At 33.7% G+C, this 25981-nt stretch carries 25 protein-coding genes; 15 read left to right on the forward strand and 10 right to left on the reverse strand.

Annotation, left to right across the window (positions count from 1 at the left end):
* Window positions 1-115: 115 nt before the first annotated feature.
* Complete coding sequence (gene folK, locus M666_RS07930; RefSeq protein ID WP_029447111.1) at window positions 116-1261, reverse strand: 2-amino-4-hydroxy-6-hydroxymethyldihydropteridine diphosphokinase; 1146 nt, start codon at window positions 1259-1261, stop codon at window positions 116-118.
* 71 nt (window positions 1262-1332) lie between these two features.
* On the opposite strand from folK, the gene sppA reads away from it, so the two are divergent.
* The 3 genes from sppA to M666_RS07945 all read left to right on the forward strand — a co-directional run bounded on the left by sppA (window position 1333) and on the right by M666_RS07945 (window position 6688).
* Entirely contained in the window at window positions 1333-3093 is a 1761-nt protein-coding gene (sppA, locus tag M666_RS07935; RefSeq protein ID WP_029447110.1) for a signal peptide peptidase SppA, read from the forward strand.
* 15 nt (window positions 3094-3108) lie between these two features.
* The gene (locus tag M666_RS07940) at window positions 3109-3819 is read left to right on the forward strand and encodes a queuosine precursor transporter (protein ID WP_024481809.1); all 711 of its coding nucleotides are present in this window, start codon (window positions 3109-3111) and stop codon (window positions 3817-3819) included.
* 133 nt (window positions 3820-3952) lie between these two features.
* Window positions 3953-6688 (forward strand): AsmA family protein, encoded by a 2736-nt coding sequence (locus M666_RS07945; RefSeq protein WP_029447109.1) that lies wholly within the window; start codon window positions 3953-3955, stop codon window positions 6686-6688.
* Here the strand turns inward: M666_RS07945 and M666_RS07950 are convergent.
* Window positions 6681-7475 carry a DUF2797 domain-containing protein gene (locus M666_RS07950; RefSeq protein ID WP_029447108.1) on the reverse strand — a complete coding sequence of 265 codons (795 nt, stop codon included), beginning with the start codon at window positions 7473-7475 and terminating at the stop codon, window positions 6681-6683. The two genes, M666_RS07945 and M666_RS07950, sit on opposite strands and share 8 nt — an antisense overlap.
* A gap of 108 nt (window positions 7476-7583) precedes the next feature.
* On the opposite strand from M666_RS07950, the gene M666_RS07955 reads away from it, so the two are divergent.
* The gene (locus M666_RS07955) at window positions 7584-9098 is read left to right on the forward strand and encodes a GH3 auxin-responsive promoter family protein (protein WP_029447107.1); all 1515 of its coding nucleotides are present in this window, start codon (window positions 7584-7586) and stop codon (window positions 9096-9098) included.
* A 72-nt stretch (window positions 9099-9170) separates the two neighbouring features.
* Entirely contained in the window at window positions 9171-9716 is a 546-nt protein-coding gene (locus M666_RS07960; protein WP_029447106.1) for a hypothetical protein, read from the forward strand.
* Here the strand turns inward: M666_RS07960 and clpX are convergent.
* From clpX to M666_RS07990, 6 genes are all read right to left on the reverse strand, one after another.
* Window positions 9713-10948, reverse strand: a complete 1236-nt coding sequence (gene clpX, locus M666_RS07965) for an ATP-dependent Clp protease ATP-binding subunit ClpX (protein WP_024481804.1) — start codon at window positions 10946-10948, stop codon at window positions 9713-9715. The two genes, M666_RS07960 and clpX, sit on opposite strands and share 4 nt — an antisense overlap.
* Window positions 10949-11046: 98 nt before the next feature.
* Window positions 11047-11727 (reverse strand): ATP-dependent Clp endopeptidase proteolytic subunit ClpP, encoded by a 681-nt coding sequence (gene clpP / locus M666_RS07970; RefSeq protein WP_024481803.1) that lies wholly within the window; start codon window positions 11725-11727, stop codon window positions 11047-11049.
* Between the two features lie 87 nt (window positions 11728-11814).
* Window positions 11815-13143 carry a trigger factor gene (gene tig, locus M666_RS07975; protein ID WP_029447105.1) on the reverse strand — a complete coding sequence of 443 codons (1329 nt, stop codon included), beginning with the start codon at window positions 13141-13143 and terminating at the stop codon, window positions 11815-11817.
* 102 nt (window positions 13144-13245) lie between these two features.
* Window positions 13246-13593, reverse strand: coding sequence for a phage holin family protein (locus M666_RS20215; protein ID WP_081688280.1), 348 nt, complete (start codon window positions 13591-13593; stop codon window positions 13246-13248).
* A gap of 114 nt (window positions 13594-13707) precedes the next feature.
* Window positions 13708-14478, reverse strand: a complete 771-nt coding sequence (locus M666_RS07985; RefSeq protein WP_029447103.1) for an alpha/beta fold hydrolase — start codon at window positions 14476-14478, stop codon at window positions 13708-13710.
* Window positions 14478-15206, reverse strand: a complete 729-nt coding sequence (locus M666_RS07990; protein ID WP_029447102.1) for a pyridoxine 5'-phosphate synthase — start codon at window positions 15204-15206, stop codon at window positions 14478-14480. The genes M666_RS07985 and M666_RS07990 overlap by 1 nt, the downstream gene beginning before the upstream one ends.
* An 86-nt stretch (window positions 15207-15292) precedes the next feature.
* On the opposite strand from M666_RS07990, the gene M666_RS07995 reads away from it, so the two are divergent.
* The 8 genes from M666_RS07995 to murI all read left to right on the forward strand — a co-directional run bounded on the left by M666_RS07995 (window position 15293) and on the right by murI (window position 23498).
* Window positions 15293-15949, forward strand: a complete 657-nt coding sequence (locus tag M666_RS07995; protein ID WP_029447101.1) for a CBS domain-containing protein — start codon at window positions 15293-15295, stop codon at window positions 15947-15949.
* Window positions 15950-15954: 5 nt separating this feature from the next.
* A complete protein-coding gene (locus M666_RS08000; RefSeq protein WP_024481797.1) occupies window positions 15955-16836 on the forward strand; it encodes an NAD kinase in 882 nt (293 codons plus the stop codon).
* Between the two features lie 116 nt (window positions 16837-16952).
* The gene (gene porG / locus M666_RS08005) at window positions 16953-17648 is read left to right on the forward strand and encodes a type IX secretion system protein PorG (RefSeq protein ID WP_029447100.1); all 696 of its coding nucleotides are present in this window, start codon (window positions 16953-16955) and stop codon (window positions 17646-17648) included.
* Window positions 17649-17653: 5 nt separating this feature from the next.
* On the forward strand, window positions 17654-18394 hold the full coding sequence (locus M666_RS08010; RefSeq protein ID WP_029447099.1) for an undecaprenyl pyrophosphate synthase: 741 nt from the start codon (window positions 17654-17656) through the stop codon (window positions 18392-18394).
* Window positions 18366-21023: a BamA/OMP85 family outer membrane protein gene (locus M666_RS08015; protein WP_029447098.1), complete on the forward strand. Its 2658-nt coding sequence runs from the start codon at window positions 18366-18368 to the stop codon at window positions 21021-21023. Before M666_RS08010 ends, M666_RS08015 begins: the two co-directional genes overlap by 29 nt.
* A gap of 196 nt (window positions 21024-21219) precedes the next feature.
* Window positions 21220-22011 carry an OmpH/Skp family outer membrane protein gene (locus M666_RS08020; protein ID WP_024481793.1) on the forward strand — a complete coding sequence of 264 codons (792 nt, stop codon included), beginning with the start codon at window positions 21220-21222 and terminating at the stop codon, window positions 22009-22011.
* A 76-nt stretch (window positions 22012-22087) separates the two neighbouring features.
* Window positions 22088-22597 (forward strand): OmpH/Skp family outer membrane protein, encoded by a 510-nt coding sequence (locus M666_RS08025; RefSeq protein ID WP_024481792.1) that lies wholly within the window; start codon window positions 22088-22090, stop codon window positions 22595-22597.
* A gap of 121 nt (window positions 22598-22718) precedes the next feature.
* Entirely contained in the window at window positions 22719-23498 is a 780-nt protein-coding gene (murI, locus tag M666_RS08030) for a glutamate racemase (protein ID WP_029447097.1), read from the forward strand.
* Here murI and M666_RS08035 read toward each other — a convergent pair.
* Window positions 23487-23987, reverse strand: a complete 501-nt coding sequence (locus M666_RS08035; protein ID WP_029447096.1) for a dihydrofolate reductase — start codon at window positions 23985-23987, stop codon at window positions 23487-23489. The genes murI and M666_RS08035 overlap by 12 nt on opposite strands.
* Window positions 23984-24373, reverse strand: coding sequence for a 2TM domain-containing protein (locus M666_RS08040; protein WP_025615894.1), 390 nt, complete (start codon window positions 24371-24373; stop codon window positions 23984-23986). The genes M666_RS08035 and M666_RS08040 overlap by 4 nt, the downstream gene beginning before the upstream one ends.
* Window positions 24374-24428: 55 nt before the next feature.
* On the opposite strand from M666_RS08040, the gene M666_RS08045 reads away from it, so the two are divergent.
* Complete coding sequence (locus M666_RS08045; RefSeq protein ID WP_029447095.1) at window positions 24429-25517, forward strand: aminotransferase class V-fold PLP-dependent enzyme; 1089 nt, start codon at window positions 24429-24431, stop codon at window positions 25515-25517.
* 149 nt (window positions 25518-25666) lie between these two features.
* A complete protein-coding gene (locus M666_RS08050; protein ID WP_024481787.1) occupies window positions 25667-25963 on the forward strand; it encodes an isoamylase early set domain-containing protein in 297 nt (98 codons plus the stop codon).
* Window positions 25964-25981: the final 18 nt, after the last annotated feature.

Raw genomic sequence — 25981 nt, forward strand, 5'->3', positions numbered from 1 at the left:
ATAGTTTGAGTTAGTTAGTTCTAAAACCAGCAATTAAACGGTGCTTAATTGCAGTTTTAATAGATGCAATTAACTAAAACCATTCTAACTATGCAAATAAAATGTGAATATTGTCTTAATTATTTACTCCTACGCTGTATTCAATTATTTGGTCTACAATAAAATTGTAATCCTTTTCTTTCTGAACGAAATCCAATTCGCTAATATCAATAATTAAAGTATTGTGATCGGGAGCACTTTTAATGAAATCTAAGTACCCACGATTAATTTTTTCTAAATAATCAGAAGGGATATTTTGTTCGTAATCGCGATCTCTTTTCTTGATGTTTTCTAAAAGGCGTTCTGTATTTTGATATAAGTAAACGTATAACCCTGGTTTTTTAACTTCTTTATGCATGAAATTAAAAACTTTTCGGTACAGTTTAAACTCTTCTTCCTGTAGGGTTACTTTGGCAAAAATCAACGATTTAAAGATATCATAATCACTCACCATAAAACTCTTAAAAAGATCAAATTGTGAAGTGTCATCTGTAAACTGTTGGTATCGCTCTGCTAGAAAAGACATTTCTAACGGGAAGGCATAACGCGCTTGATCTTCATAAAACTTAGGAAGAAAAGGGTTGTCAGCAAAGCGTTCTAAAATTAACTTGGCATTAAAATCGTCCGATATTTTACTTGCTAATGTTGTCTTTCCAGCTCCAATGTTACCTTCAATGGCAATAAAGTTTAGTTTAGAGAAAAGTAATTCACGCGTTTTATATAGCTTTAAATTAGTTTTCGTAACCGTACTTTTATCACGGCACATCTGTATCATGTTGCGCGTATCTTTATTAAATATAGGATGGTAAAATTGCGGAGCAATATCACTTAACGGTTTTAAAACAAACTTTCTATCCTGTAATGCTGGGTGTGGTAATGTTAGGGTGTTAGAGTTGATGATGTCATAGTCATAATAAAGTATGTCTATATCAATACTTCGTGCAGCATAACCTTCTGTGGTGTTTCTAACGCGACCTAAGCTTTTTTCAATCGCATGTATTTTCTGGAGCATAAGCTCTGGTAGCATGTTGGATTGTAAGGCAATGCAACAATTATAGAAATCTTCGGACTCAAAGCCCCAAGACGGACTCTCGTACACATTGGAAATAGCAGCAACCGCGCTAATATCTTCAGAAATCTTGAAAATTGCGCTTTGCAGGTTGTAGAGCTTGTTGCCAAGATTACTACCTAACGATAAATATATTATTTTGGGGTTGTTCATAATAGCGGAACAAAATAAATAAAACAATTTAACATTAGTTATCTTTGTGGGGAATTTATAACGAAATTTTAATGAAATTTTTAAGAAATCTTTTAGCAGCCATTATAGGGTGCTTAATTGCGTTTGGTGTTTTATTTGGAATGTTTTTAATTTTTGCAGCACTTCTAGGTAGCGAAGATGGTGAAAAAACTATTAAAAGTAACTCCGTTTTAGAAATTCAAATACAAAATCCAGTGCAAGATTATGTAGGTCGTGATGAATCAGATCCTTTTGCAGGTTTGTTTCAGCAAGCGCAGGGTTTAAATGAAATCATACATGCGATTAAAGTTGCTAAAAATGATAGTAAAATTAAAGGGATTAGTATTAATAATAACTTTATAATTGCAGGATTGTCGCAAACACAAGCCATTCGTTACGCTTTAGAAGATTTTAAAACTTCGGGTAAATTTATATACGCCTATGCCGATATATATGTGCAGAAAGATTTTTATTTAGCATCTGTCGCAGATAGTTTGTTTTTAAATGAAGTAGGATCATTAGATTTTAAGGGGCTTTCTTCAGAAGTTCTTTTTTATAAAGACTTGCAAGAGAAAACAGGAATTAAAATGGAGGTTATTCGGCATGGAAAATATAAGAGTGCTGTAGAGCCTTATTTGACTAATGAAATGAGTGAAGCCAACAGAACTCAAATAAAAGAATTGCTTAATTCTCTTTGGGGTTCCATGGTAGATGAAATTGCAGTAAGCAGAAATATGTCTTCGGAGAATTTAAATGTTATCGCGGATACTTTAGGAGGTAGAATGCCACAATTGGCAAAAGAATCTGGTTTAATAGATGACGTATTGTTTTTTGATCAATATGAGCATAAGCTTAAAAATGCGGCAAGAATAGCGATAGAAGAAGATATTAATTATGTTTCTCTTGAAGATTATATTGATACGGCAAATAAAACCAAGTTGTATAAAGGTGATGATAAAATTGCTGTAATTTATGCGCAAGGTGAGATTTTGTACGGAGAAGGTGGGCCAGATATCATAGGTCAAGGAATCATTAATTCATCACTTAAAAAAGCAAGAGAAGACGATGCTGTTAAAGCAATTGTACTTCGGGTAAACTCTCCAGGAGGTAGTGCCTTAACTTCCGATATTATTTGGAGAGAAATAGAACTTACTAAAGCAATTAAGCCTGTGGTAGTTTCTATGGGAGATGTAGCGGCTTCAGGAGGATATTATATTGCGGTAGGTGCAGATAAGATTTTTGCAGAGCCTACGACTATAACAGGGTCAATTGGGGTCTTTGGTACCATTCCTAATGCGACAGAATTAGCTGAAAATATAGGGATAAATGCAGAACAAGTAGGGACTAATAAAAACTCAGTAGATTACTCTTTGTTTGAGCCTATGACAGATAGATTTAGAAATATGATGCAAGAAAGTGTAGAAGGCACTTATAGTACGTTCTTAGAACGTGTGGCGGAAGGAAGAAAAATTACCGTGGCAGAAGCAGATAGTATGGCGCAAGGTAGAGTTTGGAGTGGCGTTGATGCCAAGAATCTTGGTTTGGTAGATGAATTAGGAAGTTTAGATGACGCTATTAAAGGCGCAGCAGAATTGGCTGATGTTGCTAGCTATGGCATAAAAATATTTCCAAAATATAAGTCTGGCTTTGAGCGTTTCATGGAAGATTATGGTGGGGCTAGCTCTAAAATTAAGCAAGATTTTATTCGTGAAGAACTTGGTTTAGAAGCGTATTCGATCTTAAAAGAAGTGAAAGCGGCAATGGGTCAAGAAGGGGTGCAAGCTAGGGTGCCTTTTGTGTTAAGTATAAAATAAGAGTAGATTATTTAAATGACTACAGCAGATAAAAGGTTCGCTTTTAAACTATATTTATTTTTAGCAGCATTGTTTATTACCTCTCTGGTGGTGTCTAATCTTATCTTTCAAAAGTTTTTCTATTGGAAACCTTTTGGAGATGTAACAATTTTTGGCGCAAGTTTATTTGAGGTTTCTGTAGGTATTTTGCCGTACCCTATTACTTTTTTAATTACAGATCTTATCTCAGAAATGTATGGAAGGAAAAAAGCGAACCAAGTAGTTACTGCAGGTATTTTTGCTTCGTTCTTTTCTATGGGAATTGTTTTATTGGCCAATTACGTTCCTGCTATTGAAGGTTCTCCTGTGCAGGATGATACTTTTAATCATGTGTTTGCTTTGTCGCCCATTGCGGTTTTAGCTTCCATGATAGCCTATCTGCTGGCGCAATATATAGATGTAGCTATTTATCATTTCTGGAAAAACGTAACTAAAGGAAAGCATTTGTGGCTCCGTAATAATTTTTCAACATTCTTATCTCAATTTATAGACACCTTTGTGGTCGTAGGTTTGTTATGTATTTTCAAAGTTTTGCCATGGAGCCTCTTTAAAGGGCTTGTAATTAGTGGCTTTATTTTTAAGATAATTATAGCATTTCTAGATACTCCTTTCCTGTATTTTTGCGTATATCTATGTAGAAAACGATTCAAGCTAAAGGTTGGTGAAGAAATAGTTTTCGATTATTAAAATAATACGTGGCGGATTGAGTTATAACAATTAGTAATTCAATTAATTAAGGTGGTGATTTACTGCTAATTTTAACCTTCGGTTTAAAACGTGAAAATTTAAACGAATACAAATCTTATAAGAGGCTTAGTAGATGAAAAAGAAAATATTAAAAATTGTAGGTATTGTTTTATTGCTATTTGTAATAATACTAATCGCAGCGCCCTTTTTTCTAAAAGGTAAAATAGCTGAAATCATAAAAAATAAAGTAAATAATAGCATCACGGCTACCTTTGATTTTGAGGATGCAGATTTAACGCTATTTACTTCCTTTCCGAATGCTAAGCTTACCATGAACAATATTTCCTTGGTCAATAAGGCCCCTTTTGTTGGTGATACCTTATTCTCTTCAAAAGAAGTGGCTTTGAATATGTCTATTAAAGAATTGTTTAAAGGAGCCGATGAGGCCATTGCAATTTCTAGTTTAACTATAGATGGTGCTTTGGTAAATATCTTAGTAAATGAAGAAGGTGTTGCCAATTATGATATTGCAGTAGAAGATGCTAATGCTCCGGCAGCAGAGGAATCTGAAGCTTCTAGCAATTTTACTTTTTCCATGGATTCTTACGCAATTAATAATGCTAGGATAAAATATCTAGACAAAGCGACAGGAATGCGATTTGAACTTGTAGATATGAATCATTCTGGAACTGGAGATTTGTCTTTAGAGAAATCAGAATTAGATACTAAAACAAGTGGGTTGGTGTCTTTTGAAATGGATAGTACAAATTACTTGAATAAAAATCCTATAAAATTAGATGCGCTTATTGGGGTAGATTTAGCGACAAGCACGTATAGTTTTTTAAAGAATGAAGCTTTAATAAACCAACTTGCATTAGTTTTTGATGGTTTTATAAAGTTGAATGATGATAGTCAAGAGATTGATATTAGCTTTAAAACACCTTCGTCTGACTTTAAAAACTTTTTAGCAGTTATTCCTGAAGAGTATTCTAAGAACATAGAAAATGTAAAAACTACCGGAAACTTTAGTATCGCAGGAAGATTTAATGGTATTGTTGATGATACTCATATTCCAAAATTTAAGATTGATATTAATTCTGATAACGCTTCATTTAAATATCCAGACTTACCTAAAGCGGTGCGTAATGTTTTTATAGATACGGAAATTACGAACGAGACTGGAATTGTTGATGATACGTATGTAGATATTAGAAAACTATCTTTTATGATTGATGAGGATAAGTTTAATATGGTGGCTAATATTAAAGACTTAATGGGGAATACCAAGGTAAAGTCTCATATAGATGGTAAAATGAATTTAGCGAATATCGCTAAGGCGTACCCGGTGCCTGTAGATTTAAAATTAGAAGGCTTATTAGCGGCAGATGTAAATGCAGCTTTTGATATGGCATCTATTGAAAATGAAAAGTATGAGAATACGAATATCAATGGGAATCTTAGTTTAAAAAATTTCGTATACAATTCAGAAGAGCTTAAAAATCCTGTAAAAATCACCTCTACGGCAGTAACTTTCAACCCTAAAACGGTTTCTTTAAATGAGTTAAGTGGTGTTACAGGTAAGACAGATTTTAGTGCTACAGGTACTATAAATAACCTTTTGGGTTTCATGTTTAATGATGAAAATGTAGAGGGTAATTTTAATTTAAAATCAAACACCTTTGCGGTAGATGATTTTATGGTAGAAGAATCGGTCGCGGAGGCTGAAGAAGTAGCTAAAACTACCACAACAACTACTGCGGGTACAGAGCAAATAAAAATACCATCTTTTTTAGATGCTACTATTAATGCTTCAGCAGGAACAGTATTGTATGATAATCTTACCTTAAAGGATGTATCAGGTACTATGATAATTAAAGATGAAAAAGCAACTCTGCAAAATATGACGTCTTCAATTTTTAATGGAAAATTAGCCTTCAATGGTGAGGTTTCTACTAAGAATGAAACACCAACGTTTGCTATGAAACTAGGAATGGATAGTTTTAATATTAGCGAAACTTTTAAAGCATTAGAATTGTTTAAAGTACTTGCGCCAGTAGCGAATGCTATCCAGGGTAAATTAAATTCCGATATCTCTATATCTGGAATGTTGAACAATGACTTTACGCCAAATTTAGCAACGATTTCGGGAAATCTTTTAGCGGAGATATTTGGTACTGAAGTAGATCCAAATCAAACCAAAGTATTGTCAGCTTTAAATAGCAAGCTTAGCTTTTTATCTTTAGATAAATTAGATTTAAAAGGATTAAAAACTGCGTTGTCTTTTGATAATGGAACGGTAACAGTGAAACCTTTTACAGTAAATTATCAGGACATTGCCGTGACGGTTAATGGAAGCCATACATTTGATCAAAAAATGAATTATGCGGCTGTGCTTAATGTGCCGTCAAAATATTTAGGAAAAGATATAACAAGTTTAATTGCTAAGATTGATGACAAATCTTTGGATAATTTAACGGTGCCTGTTACGGCTTCTATTGGAGGTAATTACACAAGCCCTACGGTAACAACCGATTTGACTTCGGGAGTGAAAGATTTAACGTCTAAGTTAATCGAGATAGAGAAGCAAAAGCTTATAGCAAAAGGAAAAGATAAGGCTACAGATTTAATTGGTGGTCTGTTGTCTGGAAACCAAGCTAAGAAAGATTCGTCAGCTACAGCAGTAGATACAAAAACGCAAGTGAAAGATGTTTTAGGCGGAATCTTATCTAATAAAAAGGAAACAACTACGACTACAACAACCAAAACTGATTCTACAGCAGCGGCTACAAAAAATACGGCAGTTAAAGATGCTGCAAAATCAGTTTTGGGTGGATTTTTAAATAAAAAGAAAAAGGATACTACTAATTAATCGTTAGTGAGACATAAAGTCCTTCGTTACTGCGGACATTAAAAACAGTGTCGTCTGAAAATATTAAGTATTGGCCTTTAATCCCAATCAAAGTTCCAGTGAAGGTTGGAGTTTTGCTGAGGTTAAGGCTTTTTACTTTTTTAGGATATTGAGAAACCGGGAAATTTAAATGAGTTTCTGTGTTAGATGTTATAAAATACGGTAAGGCCTCCTCTGGGATGTATTGCTTGAGCTTGTTCCGCCATTCAATAAGATCCTCATCTGCTATTTCATTCTTAAGCATGGTTCTCCAGTTGGTTTTATCGCCAACATAATTTTTTAAAGCAACCTCGGTTATTCCGGCTAAATAGCGGTTGGGTACTTCTACAATTTCAATGGCTTCATGAGCGCCTTGGTCAATCCAACGCGTAGGAACTTGAGATTTTCTTGTTACACCTACTTTAACGTTGCTAGAGTTGGCTAAATAGACAATATGAGGTTGTAATTGTACTTTCTTTTCGTAGGCAAGATCTCTGTCTTCTTGGTCTAAATGTGCTGTACTTAATTCTGGACGCATAATCCAATCTCCCGCAGAAGGAATATCAAAAAAACAACTCTTGCAAAACCCTTGACGATAAATGGGCTTGTCAAGTTTGCAGTTTAAACACTGGTATTTTATAAAGCTGATCGTAATTTCTTTGTTTAAGATTTGATTGACATTTAGAAAATCATTCTCAAATAGCATATAATATTGAATAGGCTGTCCTATTTCTGTTTGCATTTTTTGTAAAACACCTTGGTACTGCATAAAATATTTCTCTGTAAATTTTTAATCGAAAACCTTAAAGTTTAAAACGATTTCTTAAATTGTTAAACTCAAATTAATGAAACTAATTAAGGCTTAAAGATACCTAAAATGTCAATACCATTATTTAATTCTATTGCTTCTTGGCTATTGAAAAAGCGCTATCATCAGATAGAACTTTTTTTAAAATACCCGGAAGAAGTGCAGCAAGAAGTGTTGATGCAGCTGTTATCTTTTGCAAAAGATACGGAAATAGGGAGGAAGCATGAATTTGGTTCTATATTAAGTTATAGGACTTTTGCAAGCAGAGTGCCTGTAACTTCTTATGAGGAAATGGAACCTGATATTGAGCGTACACGCAGAGGGGAGCAGAATATTTTTTGGCCTACAGGAATTAAATGGTTTGCAAAGAGCAGTGGTACTACCAATGCTAAAAGTAAATTTATTCCGGTAAGTACAGAAGCTTTAGAAGATTGCCATTATAAATCGGGTAAAGATTTGCTTTGTCTGTATTTGAATAATAATGAAAATTCTCAATTGTTTACGGGTAAAAGTTTGCGCTTAGGAGGTAGTAAAGAGCTTTACGAGGATAATGGGACGTTCTTTGGAGACTTGTCTGCCATATTAATAGATAATATGCCTTTCTGGGCAGAACTCAGTAGTACACCTAGTAATAAGGTTTCTTTAATGAGTGAATGGGAGTCTAAGTTAAAGGCTATTATCAAAGAAAGTACGCAAGAGAATGTTACCTCTCTTGCGGGAGTGCCTTCATGGATGCTTGTATTGCTTAATAATGTGATAGAAGATACGGGTAAGGATCACCTTTTTCAAGTTTGGGAGAATTTAGAAGTCTACTTTCATGGCGGAGTTAGTTTTAATCCATACAAGGAGCAATATAAAAAACTATTACCTCGCAAAAGTTTCAATTATTACGAAATATATAATGCTTCTGAAGGGTTCTTTGCAATACAAGATCGAAACAATTCTGATGAGCTCTTATTAATGTTAGACTATGGTATCTTTTATGAGTTTATTGCCATGGATACGTATTACGATGAGGAGCAAAAAATTGTACCGCTTTGGGAAGTGCAAAAGAACAAGAATTACGCTATAATTATAACCACCAATGCTGGTTTGTGGCGTTACAAAATAGGAGATACTATAAAGTTCACGTCCATTAGTCCGTACCGCATTAAAGTTACAGGGAGAACAAAACACCATATTAATGTGTTTGGTGAGGAGTTAATTATAGAAAATGCGGAGGAAGCGCTGCGTAATACGTGTATGAAGACAGATTCGGAAATAAAGGATTATACTGCTGGGCCTATTTTTATGGCAGGTACAGAGAAAGGGGGGCATGAGTGGATTATAGAATTTAGAAAACCGCCAAAAGAGGTCGCTTATTTTACAGAAATCTTAGATAATGCTTTAAAGTCTCTTAACTCAGATTATGAAGCAAAGCGCTATAATAATATTACCTTGAAAATGCCTAAGGTACATGTGGCTCGGGAAAATTTGTTTTATGATTGGTTAAAATTGAAAGATAAATTGGGAGGGCAGCACAAGATTCCTAGGTTGTCTAATAAAAGAGATTATGTTGAGGAATTATTAGGTATGAACCAATAAAATAGTTTTTCTTCCGTTTTAGGGTAACATTTATTGTAATAACTAACCAATCAATAAAAATTAACTATAATTATGGCAGAAAGATTAGTAATAGTCTCTGATATGTGGGGCACCAAGAAAGGACAGTGGATTACGTCTTATTTAGGATACCTGCAGCAGCATTTTGATATTGTCTTCTATGATTGTCAAGAACTGGCAAATATAAATTTGGTGGTTGAAAATCAAGAATCTTTACATCATGAGTTTGTAAATGGTGGTATAGAAACAGCTGTAGCTCATTTGTTAAAAAGAGAAACAATTCCAAGTCATTATTTGGCTTTTAGTACCGGTGGTACAATTGTATATAAGGCGGGGTTACAAGGGTTGCCTGTAAAATCCTTACATGCTATTTCTCCAACAAGAGTGCGTTTTGAAAAAATGAAACCTAATTTTCCGTTCAAATTAGTATTTGGAGCCAATGATCAATATAGGCCAGAAAAAGAATGGGGAGATAATTTAGATATTTCCGTTATTGAAGCTTCAGGTTTTGGACATGAACTGTATTCAGACGAAAAAATTATCAAGCAAGTCTGTTTAGAGTTGCTTGATAAAGTTATAAAAAAGCAGTTTCAAGATTAAGAAACTGCTTTTAATTTTTTGATCGTATCAAACGATAGTTTTTTCTCTGCGTACGATTTAGACACTTTTAGTTGTTTTTCATCACTACTAGGTAATTCAAACATTGCATCTGTAAAAATAGCTTCGCATAAAGAACGCAAGCCACGTGCGCCAAGTTTGTATTCAATGGCTTTCTCTACAATATAGTTTAAGGCATCATCAGTAACCGTAAGTGTAACGTCATCCATTTTAAACAACTTTTCATATTGTTTTATAATGGCGTTCTTAGGTTCTGTTAAGATAGCTCTTAAAGTTTTTGTGTCAAGAGGATTCATGTGGGTTAATACCGGAAGTCTACCAATGATTTCAGGGATTAAACCAAACTCTTTTAAATCTCTAGGGATAATATATTGTAAAATATTGTTTTCATCTGGTCTGTCTTCATTTTTAGAAGCACTATAGCCAATAGATTGCATGTTTAAACGCTTGTTAATTGCGCGCTCAATACCATCAAAAGCACCACCAGCAATGAAAAGAATGTTTTCAGTGTTGACCTCTATAAATTTTTGATCTGGATGCTTACGGCCTCCTTTTGGTGGGACGTTAACAACAGTTCCTTCCAATAATTTTAGCAAGCCTTGTTGTACTCCTTCGCCAGAAACATCTCTTGTGATAGATGGGTTGTCGCTTTTACGAGCAATTTTATCAATTTCATCTATAAATACAATACCGCGCTCTGCTTTTTCTAAGTTATAATCAGCAGCTTGTAAAAGTCTCGTTAAGATACTTTCAACATCTTCACCAACATAACCAGCTTCTGTAAGGACGGTTGCATCCACAATAGCCAAAGGAACATTAAGCATTTTGGCAATTGTCTTAGCCATTAATGTTTTACCAGTTCCTGTCTGGCCCACCATGATAATGTTACTCTTCTGGATTTCTACATCATCTTCTTTTGAAGAAGGTTGTAAAAGTCGTTTATAGTGATTGTAAACAGCAACGGACATAACTTTCTTGGTGCGTTCCTGTCCAATAATAAATGTGTCTAAAAAGTCTTTTATTTCAAGAGGCTTTTTTAATACTAATTCTGAAGATAAATCTTCATTTTTAGTTTGTTTGGACTCTTCTGCAACAATGCCATGAGCTTGCTCAATACATCTGTCACATATGTGGGCGTCTAAACCAGCGATTAATAAATTCGTCTCTGGTTTTTTTCTTCCACAAAAAGAGCATTCTAAACTTTCTTTTGCCATAATTTTAATACCATTAGTAAACTAAAACGTTTAAAAAGGTCGTTTTAGTTTACTTTTTTATGTTACTACTGTTTTTAGTAGTTTATATTTTGTCGAAATTACTTTGTTTCTCTTACAAGAATCTCATCAATCATTCCATAGGTTTTAGCTTCATCAGCTTTCATCCAATAGTCACGATCACTATCATCACGAACTTTTTCTAAATCGTGATTAGAGTGCTTAGCGATGATTTCGTATAATTCATCTTTAAGCTTTAAAATTTCTCTAGCAGTAATTTCAATATCGCTAGCTTGTCCTTGAGCGCCACCCATTGGTTGGTGAATCATTACACGAGAGTGGGTTAATCCACTACGTTTTCCTTTTTCACCAGCACATAGAAGTACTGCACCCATTGATGCTGCCATTCCTGTGCAAATTGTAGCTACATCAGGCTTTATATATTGCATTGTATCGTAAATACCTAAACCAGCATATACGCTACCTCCTGGAGAGTTAATATAAATCTGAATGTCTTTTGATGCATCAGCACTTTCTAAGAATAATAATTGTGCTTGAACAATGTTTGCTACTTGATCATTTATTCCAGTACCTAAAAATATGATCCTGTCCATCATTAATCTTGAAAATACGTCCATAGCAATTGCATTTAGTTGACGTTCTTCTATAATGTTAGGAGTCATGTTTGTAGGGTACATGCTACTCATGATTTTATCGTAATACATGCTACTAATACCTTGGTCTTTTATAGCATAGTTCTTGAATTCTTTTCCGTAATCCATAGATATCTAGATGTGTTTTTAAATAAAAAAAAGGTGTTGAAAACAAGTTTCCAACACCGTAAAGATACTTATTTTATCTTTCAAAAACTACCCGTAAACTTCCTTGACAAAGTTTTCGTAAGTAACCTCTTTAGTTTTTAGATTTGCTTTTTCTTTGTAAAGCGTTAATAATTTTTGACTCATTAACTGCTCAGACAAACGCTTCACTTCATCTTGGTTAGATAAAACTCTACCTGCGATGTTTTCTAATTCTTCTTCAGCAGGATTCATTTGGCCAAATTGTGCCATTTGAGATTTAATAAAACCTTTAGAGAATTCTTTTAATTCATCAAACTGAACTTGAAGTTTATTTTCTGTAATGATCTTACCTTCAATTAATTGGTAGCGCAAGCCTTTTTCAGATTTTTCAAACTCTTCAGTAGCTTCTTCATCTGTTAAAACTTTTTCACCCGTTAATTTGATCCATTTTTTCAAGAAATCTGTAGGCAAGTCAAACTTTGTAGTATCAATGAAATTTTCAGTGATATCATTCAGTAATTTTTGATCTGCTTGTTGTGCAAACTGCTGCTCAGAATCTTCTTTGATTTTTGCTTTAAGCTCTTCTTCTGAAGAAACAACATCTTTGCCAAAAAGTTTGTCAAATAAATCTTGATCTAATTTTGCAGGTTCTCTTTCGTTAATTTCTTCAATAGTGAATGTTACATCGATAGCAAGTTTTTCTGCTTTCTCTGCTTGGATTCCTAAAGCAGAAGCTAATTCTTGATCTTCACTAAACAAACCTTTAGTGTTGATTGTGATAACATCACCAACTTTGCTTCCTACTAAAGCGTCTGTTGCTTTTTTGCTTTTAAGCGTACTTATTTCTAAGGTAGCTTTGTTTTCAATTTCTTCTTCTTCTTCTTCATTTTTGAAAACACCAACAACTTCGTCTTTTTTACTTACTTCAGCTTTGCTAGTAAGTGTGCCATATTGCTTCTGAATACGCTCAACTTGTTCGTTGATCATTTTATCATCCGCAACTATTTTGTATTCTGTGATTGCTTTCTTAGATTTTAAATCTACTTCAAAACTAGGTGCTAAACCTAATTCGAATTCGAATTCAAAATCTTCAGCATCCCAATTGAAATTATCACGTTGTTTTGGTAATGGATTACCAAGAACATCTAACTTTTCCTCAGTAAGATACTTATTAAGGTTGTCTTGTAATAATTTGTTTACTTCATCAACTAATACGGCTTTTCCGTATTGTTTCTTGATAAGACCCATAGGTACTTGTCCTTTTCTGAATCCAGGAATATTTGCTTGTTTCCTGTAGTCTTTAAGAATACTTTCTACCTTGTCTTGGTAATCATCTTTTGTAACGGCAACCTTTACAACAGCATTTAATTCGTCAATCTGTTCTTTAGTGATATTCATACTCTATATCTAATTTTACTTCAATAAAATGGTGTGCAAAAGTACTACATTTTGTCAATTCTGCCAACTTTTTAAGTTGCTGAATTTCAAAAGTATAACTTCTTATTGCTTGTCATCATTTAATAAGGAGAATAATATAGATTGTAAAAATGATAAGCATAAACTAAATAGTATCGCCCATAAAACGCCATCTACTGTAAAACCACTAATTAAATTGCTTGCTAATAAGATTATGATTGCATTGATAATCAAGAGGAATAAGCCTAGTGTAATGATGGTGACCGGTAAGGTAAGGATGACTAAAATTGGTTTCACGATGAAATTTAATAAGCTTAAAACAACAGCTACTATAATTGCCGTAAAAAAGCTGTCAACATTTACATGCGGTAATACATAAGATAAAATAACTACCGCCAGTGCGCTTAATAATATTCGGAGTATAAATTTCATAAGAGTTAGATTTTGAATTTAAAAATGTACTTGGTACTAAGTATATTAAAGTTAGGAATATAAAATGATATTGTTTTAAGTTATTATTTAAAATAATTAAAAGTGTACCTGTTTTTAATTTTTCATAAAAGCGAATGAAAGTTCATAAAACTGCTTTGGGTTTTCGGCATGTAGCCAGTGCCCTGCGTTTTTTATTTCTGCTACTTGTGCTTCAGGAAAATGCCTTTTTATTTCGGGATAATCTTCAAGGGCAATGTATTCAGATCTGTCTCCTCGTAAAAATAGGGAAGGACCAGCGTAGCTATCGGTGTTGTTAATGTTTTCACCTACTTCTTCCATGCGCTCACTTAATACCTTCAGGTTAAACCTGAAATCTAATTTTCCTTTTTCTCTCCAATACAAATTCTTTAATAGAAATTGTCGTGTCCCAAAATCTCTGATGTGTTTTTTTAATGCAGTGTCTGCGTCAGTTCTAGAGCTTAAGGTTTCTAAGTCTATTGCATTTAACGCGTTGATAATTTCTTGGTGATGTGGTGGATAATATTTTGGAGCTATATCTGCAATAAGTAATTTTTCTACTTTCTCAGGATAGGTGCAAGCAAAAAGCATGGCTGTTTTGCCACCCATGGAATGGCCTAGTAAGATTGTTGTGTCAATCATATGATGTGCCATATAATGCAGTAAATCTTCCGCTAATACATCATAATTAAACCTGTCCGATTGAAAGCTTTTTCCATGATTTCTTTGATCAACAAGGTGTACTTCAAAACCATTTTCTGAATACTGGTTGCCTAGAGTTTTCCAATTGTCAGACATGCCTAAAAATCCATGAAGGATAATTAAGGGCTTGCCGCTGCCTAGTATTTGAGAGTGTAATATCTGCATTATTTTAATTTGTGTAAATACATGTTAATCACATTATCTAGTCCAAGATATAAAGCTTCGCAAATTAAGGCATGACCAATAGATACTTCTAATAAGTTAGGAACGTTTTCTTTAAAGTAACGTATATTGTCCAAGCTTAAATCATGACCTGCATTTATGCCAAGGCCTAAAGTGTTCGCGGTGAGTGCGGCTTTTGTAAAGGGGGCAATGGCTGCTTCCTTTTCTTCAGCAGTTGTTGCTAGGCTGTAATTATGTGCATAGCTTTCGGTGTATAATTCAATACGGTCTGTACCTGTTTTTGCTGCATGTTCTATAATGGTACTTATAGGGTCAACAAATATGGAGGTTCTAATATTGTTACTTTTGAACGTTTGGATCACCTCTTTTAAAAAGTCTTGGTGCTTTATAGTGTCCCATCCGGCATTAGAGGTGATCGCATCTTCAGCATCAGGAACCAGTGTTACTTGTGTGGGTTTTATTGCTAAAACTAACTCTATAAATTTCTGATTAGGATTGCCTTCAATATTGTATTCTGTAGTCACAATATTTTTTAAATCACGAGCATCGGCATATCTAATATGCCTTTCGTCTGGTCTTGGATGAATAGTAATTCCCTGAGCCCCGAATTCTTCAATGTCTTTGGCAACAGTGAGTAAATTTGGCACATTGCCACCTCTTGCATTTCTTAACGTTGCAATTTTATTTATATTAACACTTAATTTTGTCATTGGTTCCAATTTCTTGAAAACAAAAATACAAATAAGGCATGCTTTTTGCCATATTTAATTAGTAATTTGCAGTAATTATAAGGAATATGAATATACAATCACATATAATAACAACACTTCCCATATTTGCATTGGAAGGATCCATGAAAGATGTCGTGAAATTTTTCAAAGACACAACGCATTCTCATGTGGCTATTGTTGCTCAAAAAAAATTCTTAGGAGTTTTGGCAGAGAATGATATGGAGCTTTTTAATATTTCTACTAAAATAGAAGATTACAAGTATAGCCTAGAATCTGTTTTTGTGACGAAAGAAACTTCTTGGTTAGATGTTCTGGAATCTTTTGCTAGAAATGAAGCTAATATTCTTCCTGTTTTGGATGAGAACTCTCAAGTAATTGGGTATTATTTGCTAACGGATATTGTTAGTGTTTTCATAGATACACCATTTTTTACGGAACCTGGTGGTATTTTGGTGGTAGCTAAAGGCATTAAAGATTATTCTTTTAGTGAGATTGCCCAGATCGTAGAAAGTAATAATGCAAAGTTAATTGGAGGCTTTATAACCGATTCTAAGAATGATGTTATTCAGGTGACTATTAAGATTGGAAGTTCTAATTTAAACGATATTATACAGACCTTTAGAAGGTATAATTACAGCATATTATATGGTAACAATGATGATCAATTCTTAGAAGATTTAAAAGAACGATCTGATTATTTGACTAAATATTTAAACGTATAATTTTTATGAAAGTTGCCATTTACGGACAAACTTATTCAGATAATGCACTTGATTATGTAGTTGAGTTATTGGATGAATTGAGCACCATTCCTGCCGAAATTTATTTTGAAAAGGAATTCTATCAGTTATTAGAAAAATCTAGAACAGTAAAAGAATTTGAGGTGTTTACTGCGGAAAGTGGTTTGGATAATTCTTTTGATATGTTCGTAAGTTTTGGAGGAGATGGTACTATACTGCGCGCAATAACCTATGTCCGAGATTTGAATATTCCTATAGTGGGGGTTAATACGGGGCGTTTAGGGTTTTTGTCCACTTTTAAGAAAGAGGATGTACGTAAAGTGGTGAAAGAATTTGTTTCTGGAGACTATACTATCGTAGAAAGAAGCTTGGTAGAAGTGCATACGGAACCTCAGTTACCAGAATTTGAAAATTTAAATTTTGCATTAAATGAGGTGACGGTAAGTAGAAAAGATACCACATCTATGATTACGGTAGAGACGCATTTAAATGGGGAATATTTGACATCTTATTGGGCAGATGGGCTTATTGTAGCTACACCTACAGGGTCTACTGGGTATTCCTTGAGTTGTGGAGGTCCGGTGATAGCTCCTACTGCAAAATCATTAATATTAACACCTATTGCACCTCATAATTTAAATGCTAGGCCATTGGTAATTTCTGATGATACGGAAATTAGATTAAAGGTTTCGGGAAGAGAAGAAAATCATTTGGTGTCTTTAGATTCTAGGATTGCTACGGTAGAAAATGGCAGAGAAATTAGAATCAAAAAATCAGCGATCACAATTAAAATGATAGAATATACTTCTGAAAGCTTTTTGAAAACCCTACGTAATAAATTATTATGGGGTGAGGATAAGCGTAATTGATTGGTTTTAAAACAATAAATAGTGCGAATTGTTGTTTATCATTTAGAGAACATCAATCTAATAATTTCAGTTTTATAAACTGTTGGAATTGTTATATTTGCAAACTTTTAAAATACATGAGGACATTTTTGGTGCTAATTGTTGTCTTTTCTTTTTTTGAAATGAAAGGACAAACGTTCGAGGTTGGAGTAATGGCTGGTGGATTGAATAATATAGGAGATGTAGGACGTACAAATTATATATTACCATCTGGTCCGGCTTTTGGAGGTATTTTTAAATGGAATAAGAGTAAACGATATGCATGGCGTGCAAGTGTCTTGTATGGAGAGTTTACGGCAGACGATACTAAATCAAGTATGACCTCTAGGCAACAAAGAGGGTATGTAGTTGATAATAGTATATTGGAATTTTCTGCGGGATTAGAGCTTAATTTTGTGGAGTACAATTTACACCGGTTAGGACCTGCATTTACACCGTATTTATATACAGGGATTACCTACTTTAGGTATGATTATAATTATATAGATGCTAACCAGGTTATAAATTATGATGATCAAAGGGATGGTGCTTTTGCTATACCAATGACCATAGGATTTAAATATAGAATTAGCCAAGTGCTTATCTTAGGAGGAGAAATTGGTGCGAGATACACGTTTACGGATAACTTAGATTTTAGTAATCCTGAAGATGATAATCTAGATTCGTTAGATGTAGAATTTGGAAATATTTTTAGTAACGATTGGTATGTTTTCTCTGGGTTGACCTTAACATATACCTTTAAAAGAAAACCTTGCTCTGATTGTTTTGATTGATAGATATGAACACACTAGAGAATATTGATAAAACAAAAGTACCTAATCATCTAGCCATTATTATGGATGGTAATGGAAGATGGGCGAAACAACATGGCAAAATGAGAGTTTTTGGGCATGAAAATGGCGTAAAAACAGTACGTAATGTTGTGGAGTCTTGTGTTAAAATGAAAATTCCTTACCTAACACTTTATACATTTTCAACCGAAAATTGGAAAAGGCCAAAATTTGAAATTGATACTTTAATGAGGCTCTTAGTGTCATCACTACGAAAAGAACTGCCTACCTTTATGGATAATGGTATTAAGCTTAATACCATAGGAAATATAGCTTCTTTACCTAAAAGAGCACATAAAGAATTGTTAGAAGTAATTAAAAAAACTGGCAATAATACAGGTATGACTTTAACTTTAGCATTAAGTTATGGTGCTAGAGAAGAACTCAAAAACGCTATACAAGAGATAAGTAGCAAAGTTAAAAATAATATAATTTCCTCAGAAAACATTGACGAAACCATTATTAATAACCATCTTTACACGCATGATTTACCAGATGTAGACCTGCTAATACGTACAAGTGGAGAACATAGGATCAGTAATTTTTTACTTTGGCAAATTGCATATGCCGAACTATATTTTACGAATGTTTTATGGCCCGATTTTACAGAGCAACATTTGGTTGAAGCAATTTTAAATTACCAAAATAGAGAACGAAGATTTGGAAAAACTAGCGAACAACTTATCTAGAGGTGTAAAAAAGATCACCTCTCCCCAATTAGCATTTACTTTTATTTTATTTCTAACCGCACTAATTTCTACCGCCCAAGAAGCATCTACTTACGAGGAAGGTAAAAAGTACATTTTAGGAGGTTTAGAAGTAACGGGGCTCCAGAGTTATAATGAGCAAACGGTAAAAACCTATACGGGTTTAAGAGATGGTCAGCCTATCACCGTTCCTGGAGAAGAAATTAGTGCTATCATTAACAAGTTATGGAACTTAGAACTTTTTAGTGATATAAGTTTTTACATTACAAGAATAGAAGGAGAAAGTATTTTTCTAGAATTAAGTATTCTAGAAAGACCTACACTATCTAATGTTACTATTTATGGTGTTAAAAAAGGAAAAATAGATGACATCTTAAAAGATACCGACCTTAAAAAAGGTAAGAAAATTACAGAGAACCTAATCTCAAACACTAAAAACTACCTTCAGAACAAATACAAGAAAAAAGGGTTTTTAAATACTAAAGTGGCTATTGCTACTGCAGTAGATACTTCTGAGGCTAATGCGCAGAGCATGGTGATCAATATAAAGAAGGGAACAAAAGTAAAAATCAGCAATATTAATTTTGAAGGCAACGAAAAATTATCTGATAAAAGACTTAAGAAGGCGCTAAAGAAGACCAAAGAAAAATCATTAAAAAATATTTTAACCCTAAAAAGGTCTAAGTATATTCCTGAGGAATACGATGCAGATTTGGTAAAGTTGGTAGAGACGTACGCGGAGAAAGGGTATAGAGATGCCCGTATTATCTCTGATTCTGTTTCTAAAAATGGAGATGATCTTATTGATATTACTATTAAGGTAGAAGAAGGAGATAAGTATTATTTTGGGGAAATAGATTTCGTTGGAAATACAGTATATACAGATAGACAGTTGAGCTCTGTTTTAGGGATTAAAAAAGGAGATACCTATAATGGGGTATTACTTAAGGAAAGAATTGCTGATAATACCAAGCCAGATCCAAATGATATTACAAGCTTATATCAAAACAATGGCTATATGTTTTCTAGTATTAATCCTGTAGAGATGTCTGCAGCAAATGATACTATTAATTTTGAAATTAGAATTATAGAAGGTAAGGAAACATTCCTTAACCATGTTACTATAGATGGTAACGATAAAACAAATGATCATGTAGTGTATCGTGAATTACGTACAAGACCAGGTCAGAAATATAATAAAGCAGATATTATTAGAAGTATCCGTGAGCTTGGTGCATTAGGATATTTTGATGCAGAAAATGTAAAACCAGATGTTTTAAACCCAGATCCTAACTCAGGTACGGTAGATTTAAATTATAGTTTGGTAGAATCTGGTTCAAGTCAGATAGAGTTGCAAGGTGGTTATGGTGGTGGTGGTTTCATCGGTACTTTAGGATTGTCTTTTAGTAACTTCTCTATAAAAAACTTGTTTAACGGAGAGTCTTACAAGCCGGTGCCTATGGGAGATGGTCAAACATTTGCCTTACGTTTGCAAGCAAGTCAGACGTATAGAGTATACAGCTTAAACTTTTCTGAGCCTTGGCTAGGAGGTAGAAAGCCAGTTGGTTTTAACATGTCTTTATCAAGAACACAACAGTTTAGAGCGTCTTATAATAATAGTGGAAGTTTTGATGTAGACAAAGATCAACAATTCTCTATTACGGGTATTACTTTAGGGATTGCAAAACGTGTGCAATGGCCAGATGATTTCTTTACCATATCACATTCGGTAGGATATCAATTGTATAATTTCCAAGATTATAATTTAGGACTTTTCAATTTTGGCGATGGTAAAGTTAATTCTTTAGCGTATACCTTAGGAATTTCTAGGAGATCAGCGGGAACAAACCCAATTTTCCCAACATCAGGATCTAACTTTGAAATTAAAGCAAAGTTCACACCGCCATGGTCTTTATTAAACGGGAAAGATTATAATCAATTAAATGAAGATGAAGCTGCGGTTTATGCAAGTACTGAATCTGATGCTACTAGGACAGAGGAGATAGAGCGTATTGAACGTGAACGTTTCAAGTGGTTAGAGTTTTATAAAGTAAATTTCAAAGGAGATTGGTATACTACCTTAATTGGTAATGTAAGTAATAAATCTTTAGTATTAAGAACAAACGCTGAGTTTGGTTTCCTAGGAAACTACAACAGTAAAGTGGGCGATGTGCCTTTCGAACGTTTCTTTGTAGGGGGAGACGGTATGGGGAACTTTACCCTAGATGGTCGTGAAAATGTTCAGCTTAGGGGGTATGAGAACCAATCAATAACGCCTTATGTAACCAATGAATTTACAGGTCAAACAGATCAAGCTGGGGGGCTTATCTATAACAAGTTCTCTATGGAATTAAGGTATCCTTTAACGCTTAAGCCATCTGCTTCTATATATGGCCTTGTGTTCGCAGAAGGAGGTAATGCTTTTACGAGCTTTAAAGAATTTAATCCTTTTGAAATTAAAAGATCAGTAGGTGCTGGTTTACGTATATTTATGCCTGCTTTTGGTTTGTTAGGTATTGACTTTGGATACGGTTTTGATACCGATTTAAATCCTGGTTCTGTAGGGCCTAGTGGTTGGCAGACTCACTTTATTATTGGTCAGCAGTTTTAAAAAATTGTATAATTAAAAACACGTATTACCATCAACCTAATTAATAATAGTATTAATTTTGATAGTAGTACGTGTTTTTTTTGTTATTGGTGAGATAAAGACTGTTTTTTGCAGTTAAATGGTAGAATCTAATAACATTCTTAAATAATTTAATTATTTTGGCACGATATTTTCTATTATAGTAAATGTAAACGAAATGAAAACAAAGGTTCTTTTAGTTATCAGTACAATTCTATTAGCTATCAATGGCTTCTCTCAAACCCGTGGAGTGAGAATAGCATATATAGATATGGAGTATATTTTAGAAAACGTTGAGGAGTATAGAGAGGCAAACGATCAGCTCGATACAAAGGTTCAGAAATGGAAGCTAGAAATAGAACAAGAGAAAAGCGCTGTAGATCAAATGAAGAAAGATTTGATGGCAGAAAAGGTGTTGTTAACAGCAGAACTTATTGAGGAGCGAGAAGAAGAGATTAGTCTTCTAGAAAAAGAAATGTTCGATTACCAACAAGATCGATTTGGGCCAGGAGGAGATTTGTTTTTATCCAAACAACGTTTAATACAGCCAATACAAGATCAAGTATTTACGGAAGTACAGAAAATTGGTCAGAGTAAGAATTATGATATGATTTTTGATAAATCTGCTGATGTTGTTATGTTGTATGCGGAGAAGCGATTAGATATCAGTGATTTAGTATTAAAAGCAATTTCTAGAACACGTAAAGTAAGTGCTGCTCGTGAGAAAATGAACAAGCGTGATGAAGAGCCTGTAGAGCGAGAAATGAGCGATGCCTTAAAAGAGCGAAAAGAGCAAGCGTTGGATGCGCAAGAGACCAGAGAAAAGTTAGCGTCAGATAAAAGAGAAGAGCAGTTAAAATTACGTGAAGAACGCAAGAAAGCGTATGAAGCAAGACGTAAGAAATTGTTAGAAGAGCGCGAGGCAAAGAAAAAGGCAGCTCAGGAAGCAGAAGAAAAAGAAAATAATTAAATAATTTTAAACTCAAAAAGTGCCCGTACGGGAATAAACCATTAATTTAACACTCAAAATAAGTAATTTGAAAATCATGAAACATTTAAAAGGAATAGTAGTAGCAGTAGTCTTATTTGTAACAGCTACAAGTTTTGTAAACGCACAAAATAAAATGGCTCATATTAACGTAACAGAGTTAATGTCTGCAATGCCAGAGATGAAAGCTGCTGAAGCTGAGCTAAAGAAATTAGAGCAAACTTACGGTGCTGATATTCAAAGTTCAATGACTTCACTTCAAAGTAAATTTAAGCAGTACGAAAGTGAGGCTCCAAGTAAGTCAGATGAAGAAAATCAGAAAAGAACATTAGAGTTACAAGAAGCTCAAAAAAATATCCAGAGTGCACAACAAAAAGCTAGTCAGGAATTACAAAATAAGCAAGTTGCTTTATTAGGTCCTATTTCAGATAAAGCTAAAGCAGCTATTGAAAAAGTTGCCGCTGCACAAGGTGTAAACTATGTTTTAGATTCTTCTCAAGGTAGCGGTGTTATCGTTGCTAAAGGAACAGATTTATTAGCATTAGTAAAAAAGGAATTAGGTTTCTAATACAGGAATTTAACATACTCAAAAAGCCCACTTTATGTGGGCTTTTTTATTTTTAGAAGGTATCTAGTTTTCTTTAAATAGGTTTTTAATGTAACTTTAATCTCTATTCTTTATTTGTCTTATGAGTTTACAGCCTATAGGTATTTTTGATTCTGGAGTTGGTGGTACTTCTATATGGAAGGAAATACACAAATTATTGCCAAATGAGCATACGATATATTTAGCAGATAGTGCTAACGCCCCTTATGGGGAGAAGTCTGCTGATGATATTTTACAGCTGAGTATTAAGAATACAGAATTTCTTCTAGGTCAGGGGTGTAAACTAATTGTTGTAGCGTGTAATACAGCCACCACAAATGCTATAGCCTACCTTAGAGAGACTTATGATGTTCCTTTTATAGGAATAGAGCCAGCGATTAAACCAGCAGCTTTAAATAGCATTTCTAAGACCATTGGCGTGTTAGCAACAAAGGGTACACTAACAAGTGCACTGTTTAATACCACCTCAAAAAAATATTCTGAAGGCATAACCATTATAGAACAAGAAGGGGAAGGTTTGGTACCTTTAATTGAAGCAGGTAAAATAGAAAGTTCTGAGGTTAAAAATCTTTTGGAACAATACTTAAATCCTATGATGGCAAAAGGAATAGATTATTTAGTTTTAGGATGTACGCATTATCCTTATTTAATTCCATTAATTAAAGAAATTGTAACAGATAAAGTAGCTATTATAGATTCTGGTGAGGCGGTTGCAAAACAGACTAAGAGTATTCTAGAGCAGCATAAGATGGCTGCCAACAAGCAGAAATCAAGTCATCAGTTTTATAGTAACAAAAGTGCTGAAGAGTTAAATTATTTCTTAACAGCATATGAAGTTTCTGTGGCGTATTTAGATTTTTGATTGGTAGGTCAAGTAGGTAAAATTATACTTGTGCTTATCATCTTTAGCATGATGCACTTCCTTGGTCAATTCCCAGTTATTCTTATCAAAATCCGGAAAAAATGCATCGGCTTCAAAAGTGGCGTGAACTCTAGTAAGTTCTATATGTGTTGCTTTCTCAAGTCCTAAAGCATATATTTCTCCTCCTCCTATAATAAAAATATTTTCATCAATTTCACTAGCAACAGTTAAAGCAGCATCTAACGAGTGTACAATCTGGCAGTTTTCAAATGTAGTAGTGTAATTTTTATCTCTGGTGATGATAATGTGAGTTCTATGGGGTAGTGGTTTAGGGAAGCTCTCAAATGTTTTTCTTCCCATTACTATAGGATGACCAGTAGTAAGCGCTTTAAATCTTTTAAAATCATCAGGAAGATGCCATAGTAAGTCGTTATCTTTTCCTAAGGCATTATTTTCAGCTGCAGCAGCTATGAGTGTAACTGTTTTCAATCTTCTTTTTTTTTATTAATTTGAGAAATAGGGAAATCTGTTTCTATTTCTTTCTGTAATTCTGAAATCCTAAGTTTTTGTTTTTTTACTAATTTTTCTCGTTGACTGCGCTCCCAATCTACACCCATAAATTTTTGGGTGACAAATACATTGATAAGATGCATTATAAATAGAAAGGCCCAAAAGGTAATAGCCCAAATAAACCAGTTATAGGTATCGCCGTATTTTAGAATTTTATTGATTAATACCAAAAAAACACTTCCTACTAAAAAGATAATAAAATGCGCGTAAAGGCGCTTCTTTTGCTTAATACGTACTTGTGCATGTTCTAGTAGTTCATGCTGTTCCAAATTTATTTCCGAATCTTTTTTAGCTTTTGAAAACATCTCAATTAGTATCTTTACTAACAAAGATAATATAATCCTATTTCAAGAGATCATCATGCAAAAGATAATTAAAGAGTTTCCAATTTTAGACCAATCTATTTATGTGAATACTGCTGCATACGGAATTATGTATGACGGCCTTTTAGATTGGCGGCAAGAACATGATTTAGACTATTTAATTGGAGGTAGTAATTTTAAACTTAAAGCTGCAAAGTTAATAGCACAGGTTAGAGCCACTGTGGGGACTTTTTTCAACTGTAAAAATGAGAATGTAGCTTTGGTTCAGAATTTCTCATTAGGAATGAATATGCTTTTAGAAGGCTTAGATACTTCAAATAAGGTATTGTTATTGGATGATGATTACCCGTCTCTTAAATGGCCGTTTATGAGCCGTGGTTTTGATGTGCACTACGTAGCTATACTTCAAGAAAATTTAGAAGAAAAAATTGTAGAAAAAATTAAATCAGAGAATATTACCGTTTTAGCAATTAGTATTGTGCAATGGGTAAACGGGATTAAGATCGATTTGGATTTTCTTGCTAAACTTAAAGTAGAATTTCCAGAATTATTAATTATTGCCGATGGAACTCAATTCTGTGGTACGGAAGATTTTGATTTTGATAATTCCGCTATTGATGTATTGGGAGCAAGCGCTTATAAATGGTTGTTAGCTGGTAGTGGAAACGGATTTATGCTTTTCAAAGACCATGTGAAAAGTATTTTTAAATTAAAAAGTGCAGGATTTAATTCGGCTGATGGAGATGTAGATGGATTTGAACATATTGATTTTATTAAGCATTTTGAACCAGGGCATTTGGACACTTTAAGTTTTGGAAGTTTAAAATGTTCACTTGATTTTTTGTCTAGGGTAGGTATGAAAACGATTGAGGAAACAAATAAAGCGCTGAGTGAATTTGCATTCCAAGAGTTTACTAAATTAAATCTATTAGAGGATATTGTAGTGTCTAGAGGAAATCATAGCACTATCTTTAATATTAAAGGCAATCAGAAATTATTTGATGCATTACTTAATAATGATATTATCTGTTCACAACGTGGAGAGGGTATACGACTTAGTTTTCATTTTTATAATACCCTGAAAAATGTTTCTAAAGTTATAAATGTCATAAAAAAACAGATGTAAAGACTTTGTAAATACAAAAAATTCCTACATTTAATTGAGAATTCTAATTTTTTGTAAATGTAAATTTACCAATTTGATAAATCGTCGTTAACTTATTGTTTATCAATTATATATTGATTTGCTTTGTATAGAACTTAAATGAAAACGCTATGGCTATCACAAAACAGTATTTAAAAAGTAAGCCGGTATGTAAAGTAACTTTTACAGTGCCAGCAGAAGAGGCTTCTAAGGTTTATGTAGTAGGAGATTTCAATAATTGGAATCCAAAAAAAGGAACTTTAAGAAAATTAAAGAATGGTACTTTTAAAGGTACTATGGATTTACCGAAGGAAGCATCTTATGAATTTAGGTACCTTATTGATGATACTTATGTAAATGACGCAGATGCAGACCGGTACCAATGGAATGATTTTGCTGGAGCAGAGAATGCTGTTTTAGAATTGTAATTATCTTATTTTATTTTA

This window comes from Cellulophaga baltica 18, from assembly GCF_000468615.2.
GTDB lineage: Bacteria > Bacteroidota > Bacteroidia > Flavobacteriales > Flavobacteriaceae > Cellulophaga > Cellulophaga baltica.

Coding starts and splice junctions, on each gene's coding strand:
- folK (WP_029447111.1), bottom strand. CDS start 1,261: ATGAACAACCCCAAAATAATATATTTATCGTTAGGTAGTAATCTTGGC.
- sppA (WP_029447110.1), top strand. CDS start 1,333: ATGAAATTTTTAAGAAATCTTTTAGCAGCCATTATAGGGTGCTTAATT.
- M666_RS07940 (WP_024481809.1), top strand. CDS start 3,109: ATGACTACAGCAGATAAAAGGTTCGCTTTTAAACTATATTTATTTTTA.
- M666_RS07945 (WP_029447109.1), top strand. CDS start 3,953: ATGAAAAAGAAAATATTAAAAATTGTAGGTATTGTTTTATTGCTATTT.
- M666_RS07950 (WP_029447108.1), bottom strand. CDS start 7,475: ATGCAGTACCAAGGTGTTTTACAAAAAATGCAAACAGAAATAGGACAG.
- M666_RS07955 (WP_029447107.1), top strand. CDS start 7,584: ATGTCAATACCATTATTTAATTCTATTGCTTCTTGGCTATTGAAAAAG.
- M666_RS07960 (WP_029447106.1), top strand. CDS start 9,171: ATGGCAGAAAGATTAGTAATAGTCTCTGATATGTGGGGCACCAAGAAA.
- clpX (WP_024481804.1), bottom strand. CDS start 10,948: ATGGCAAAAGAAAGTTTAGAATGCTCTTTTTGTGGAAGAAAAAAACCA.
- clpP (WP_024481803.1), bottom strand. CDS start 11,727: ATGGATTACGGAAAAGAATTCAAGAACTATGCTATAAAAGACCAAGGT.
- tig (WP_029447105.1), bottom strand. CDS start 13,143: ATGAATATCACTAAAGAACAGATTGACGAATTAAATGCTGTTGTAAAG.
- M666_RS20215 (WP_081688280.1), bottom strand. CDS start 13,593: ATGAAATTTATACTCCGAATATTATTAAGCGCACTGGCGGTAGTTATT.
- M666_RS07985 (WP_029447103.1), bottom strand. CDS start 14,478: ATGCAGATATTACACTCTCAAATACTAGGCAGCGGCAAGCCCTTAATT.
- M666_RS07990 (WP_029447102.1), bottom strand. CDS start 15,206: ATGACAAAATTAAGTGTTAATATAAATAAAATTGCAACGTTAAGAAAT.
- M666_RS07995 (WP_029447101.1), top strand. CDS start 15,293: ATGAATATACAATCACATATAATAACAACACTTCCCATATTTGCATTG.
- M666_RS08000 (WP_024481797.1), top strand. CDS start 15,955: ATGAAAGTTGCCATTTACGGACAAACTTATTCAGATAATGCACTTGAT.
- porG (WP_029447100.1), top strand. CDS start 16,953: ATGAGGACATTTTTGGTGCTAATTGTTGTCTTTTCTTTTTTTGAAATG.
- M666_RS08010 (WP_029447099.1), top strand. CDS start 17,654: ATGAACACACTAGAGAATATTGATAAAACAAAAGTACCTAATCATCTA.
- M666_RS08020 (WP_024481793.1), top strand. CDS start 21,220: ATGAAAACAAAGGTTCTTTTAGTTATCAGTACAATTCTATTAGCTATC.
- M666_RS08025 (WP_024481792.1), top strand. CDS start 22,088: ATGAAACATTTAAAAGGAATAGTAGTAGCAGTAGTCTTATTTGTAACA.
- murI (WP_029447097.1), top strand. CDS start 22,719: ATGAGTTTACAGCCTATAGGTATTTTTGATTCTGGAGTTGGTGGTACT.
- M666_RS08040 (WP_025615894.1), bottom strand. CDS start 24,373: ATGTTTTCAAAAGCTAAAAAAGATTCGGAAATAAATTTGGAACAGCAT.
- M666_RS08045 (WP_029447095.1), top strand. CDS start 24,429: ATGCAAAAGATAATTAAAGAGTTTCCAATTTTAGACCAATCTATTTAT.
- M666_RS08050 (WP_024481787.1), top strand. CDS start 25,667: ATGGCTATCACAAAACAGTATTTAAAAAGTAAGCCGGTATGTAAAGTA.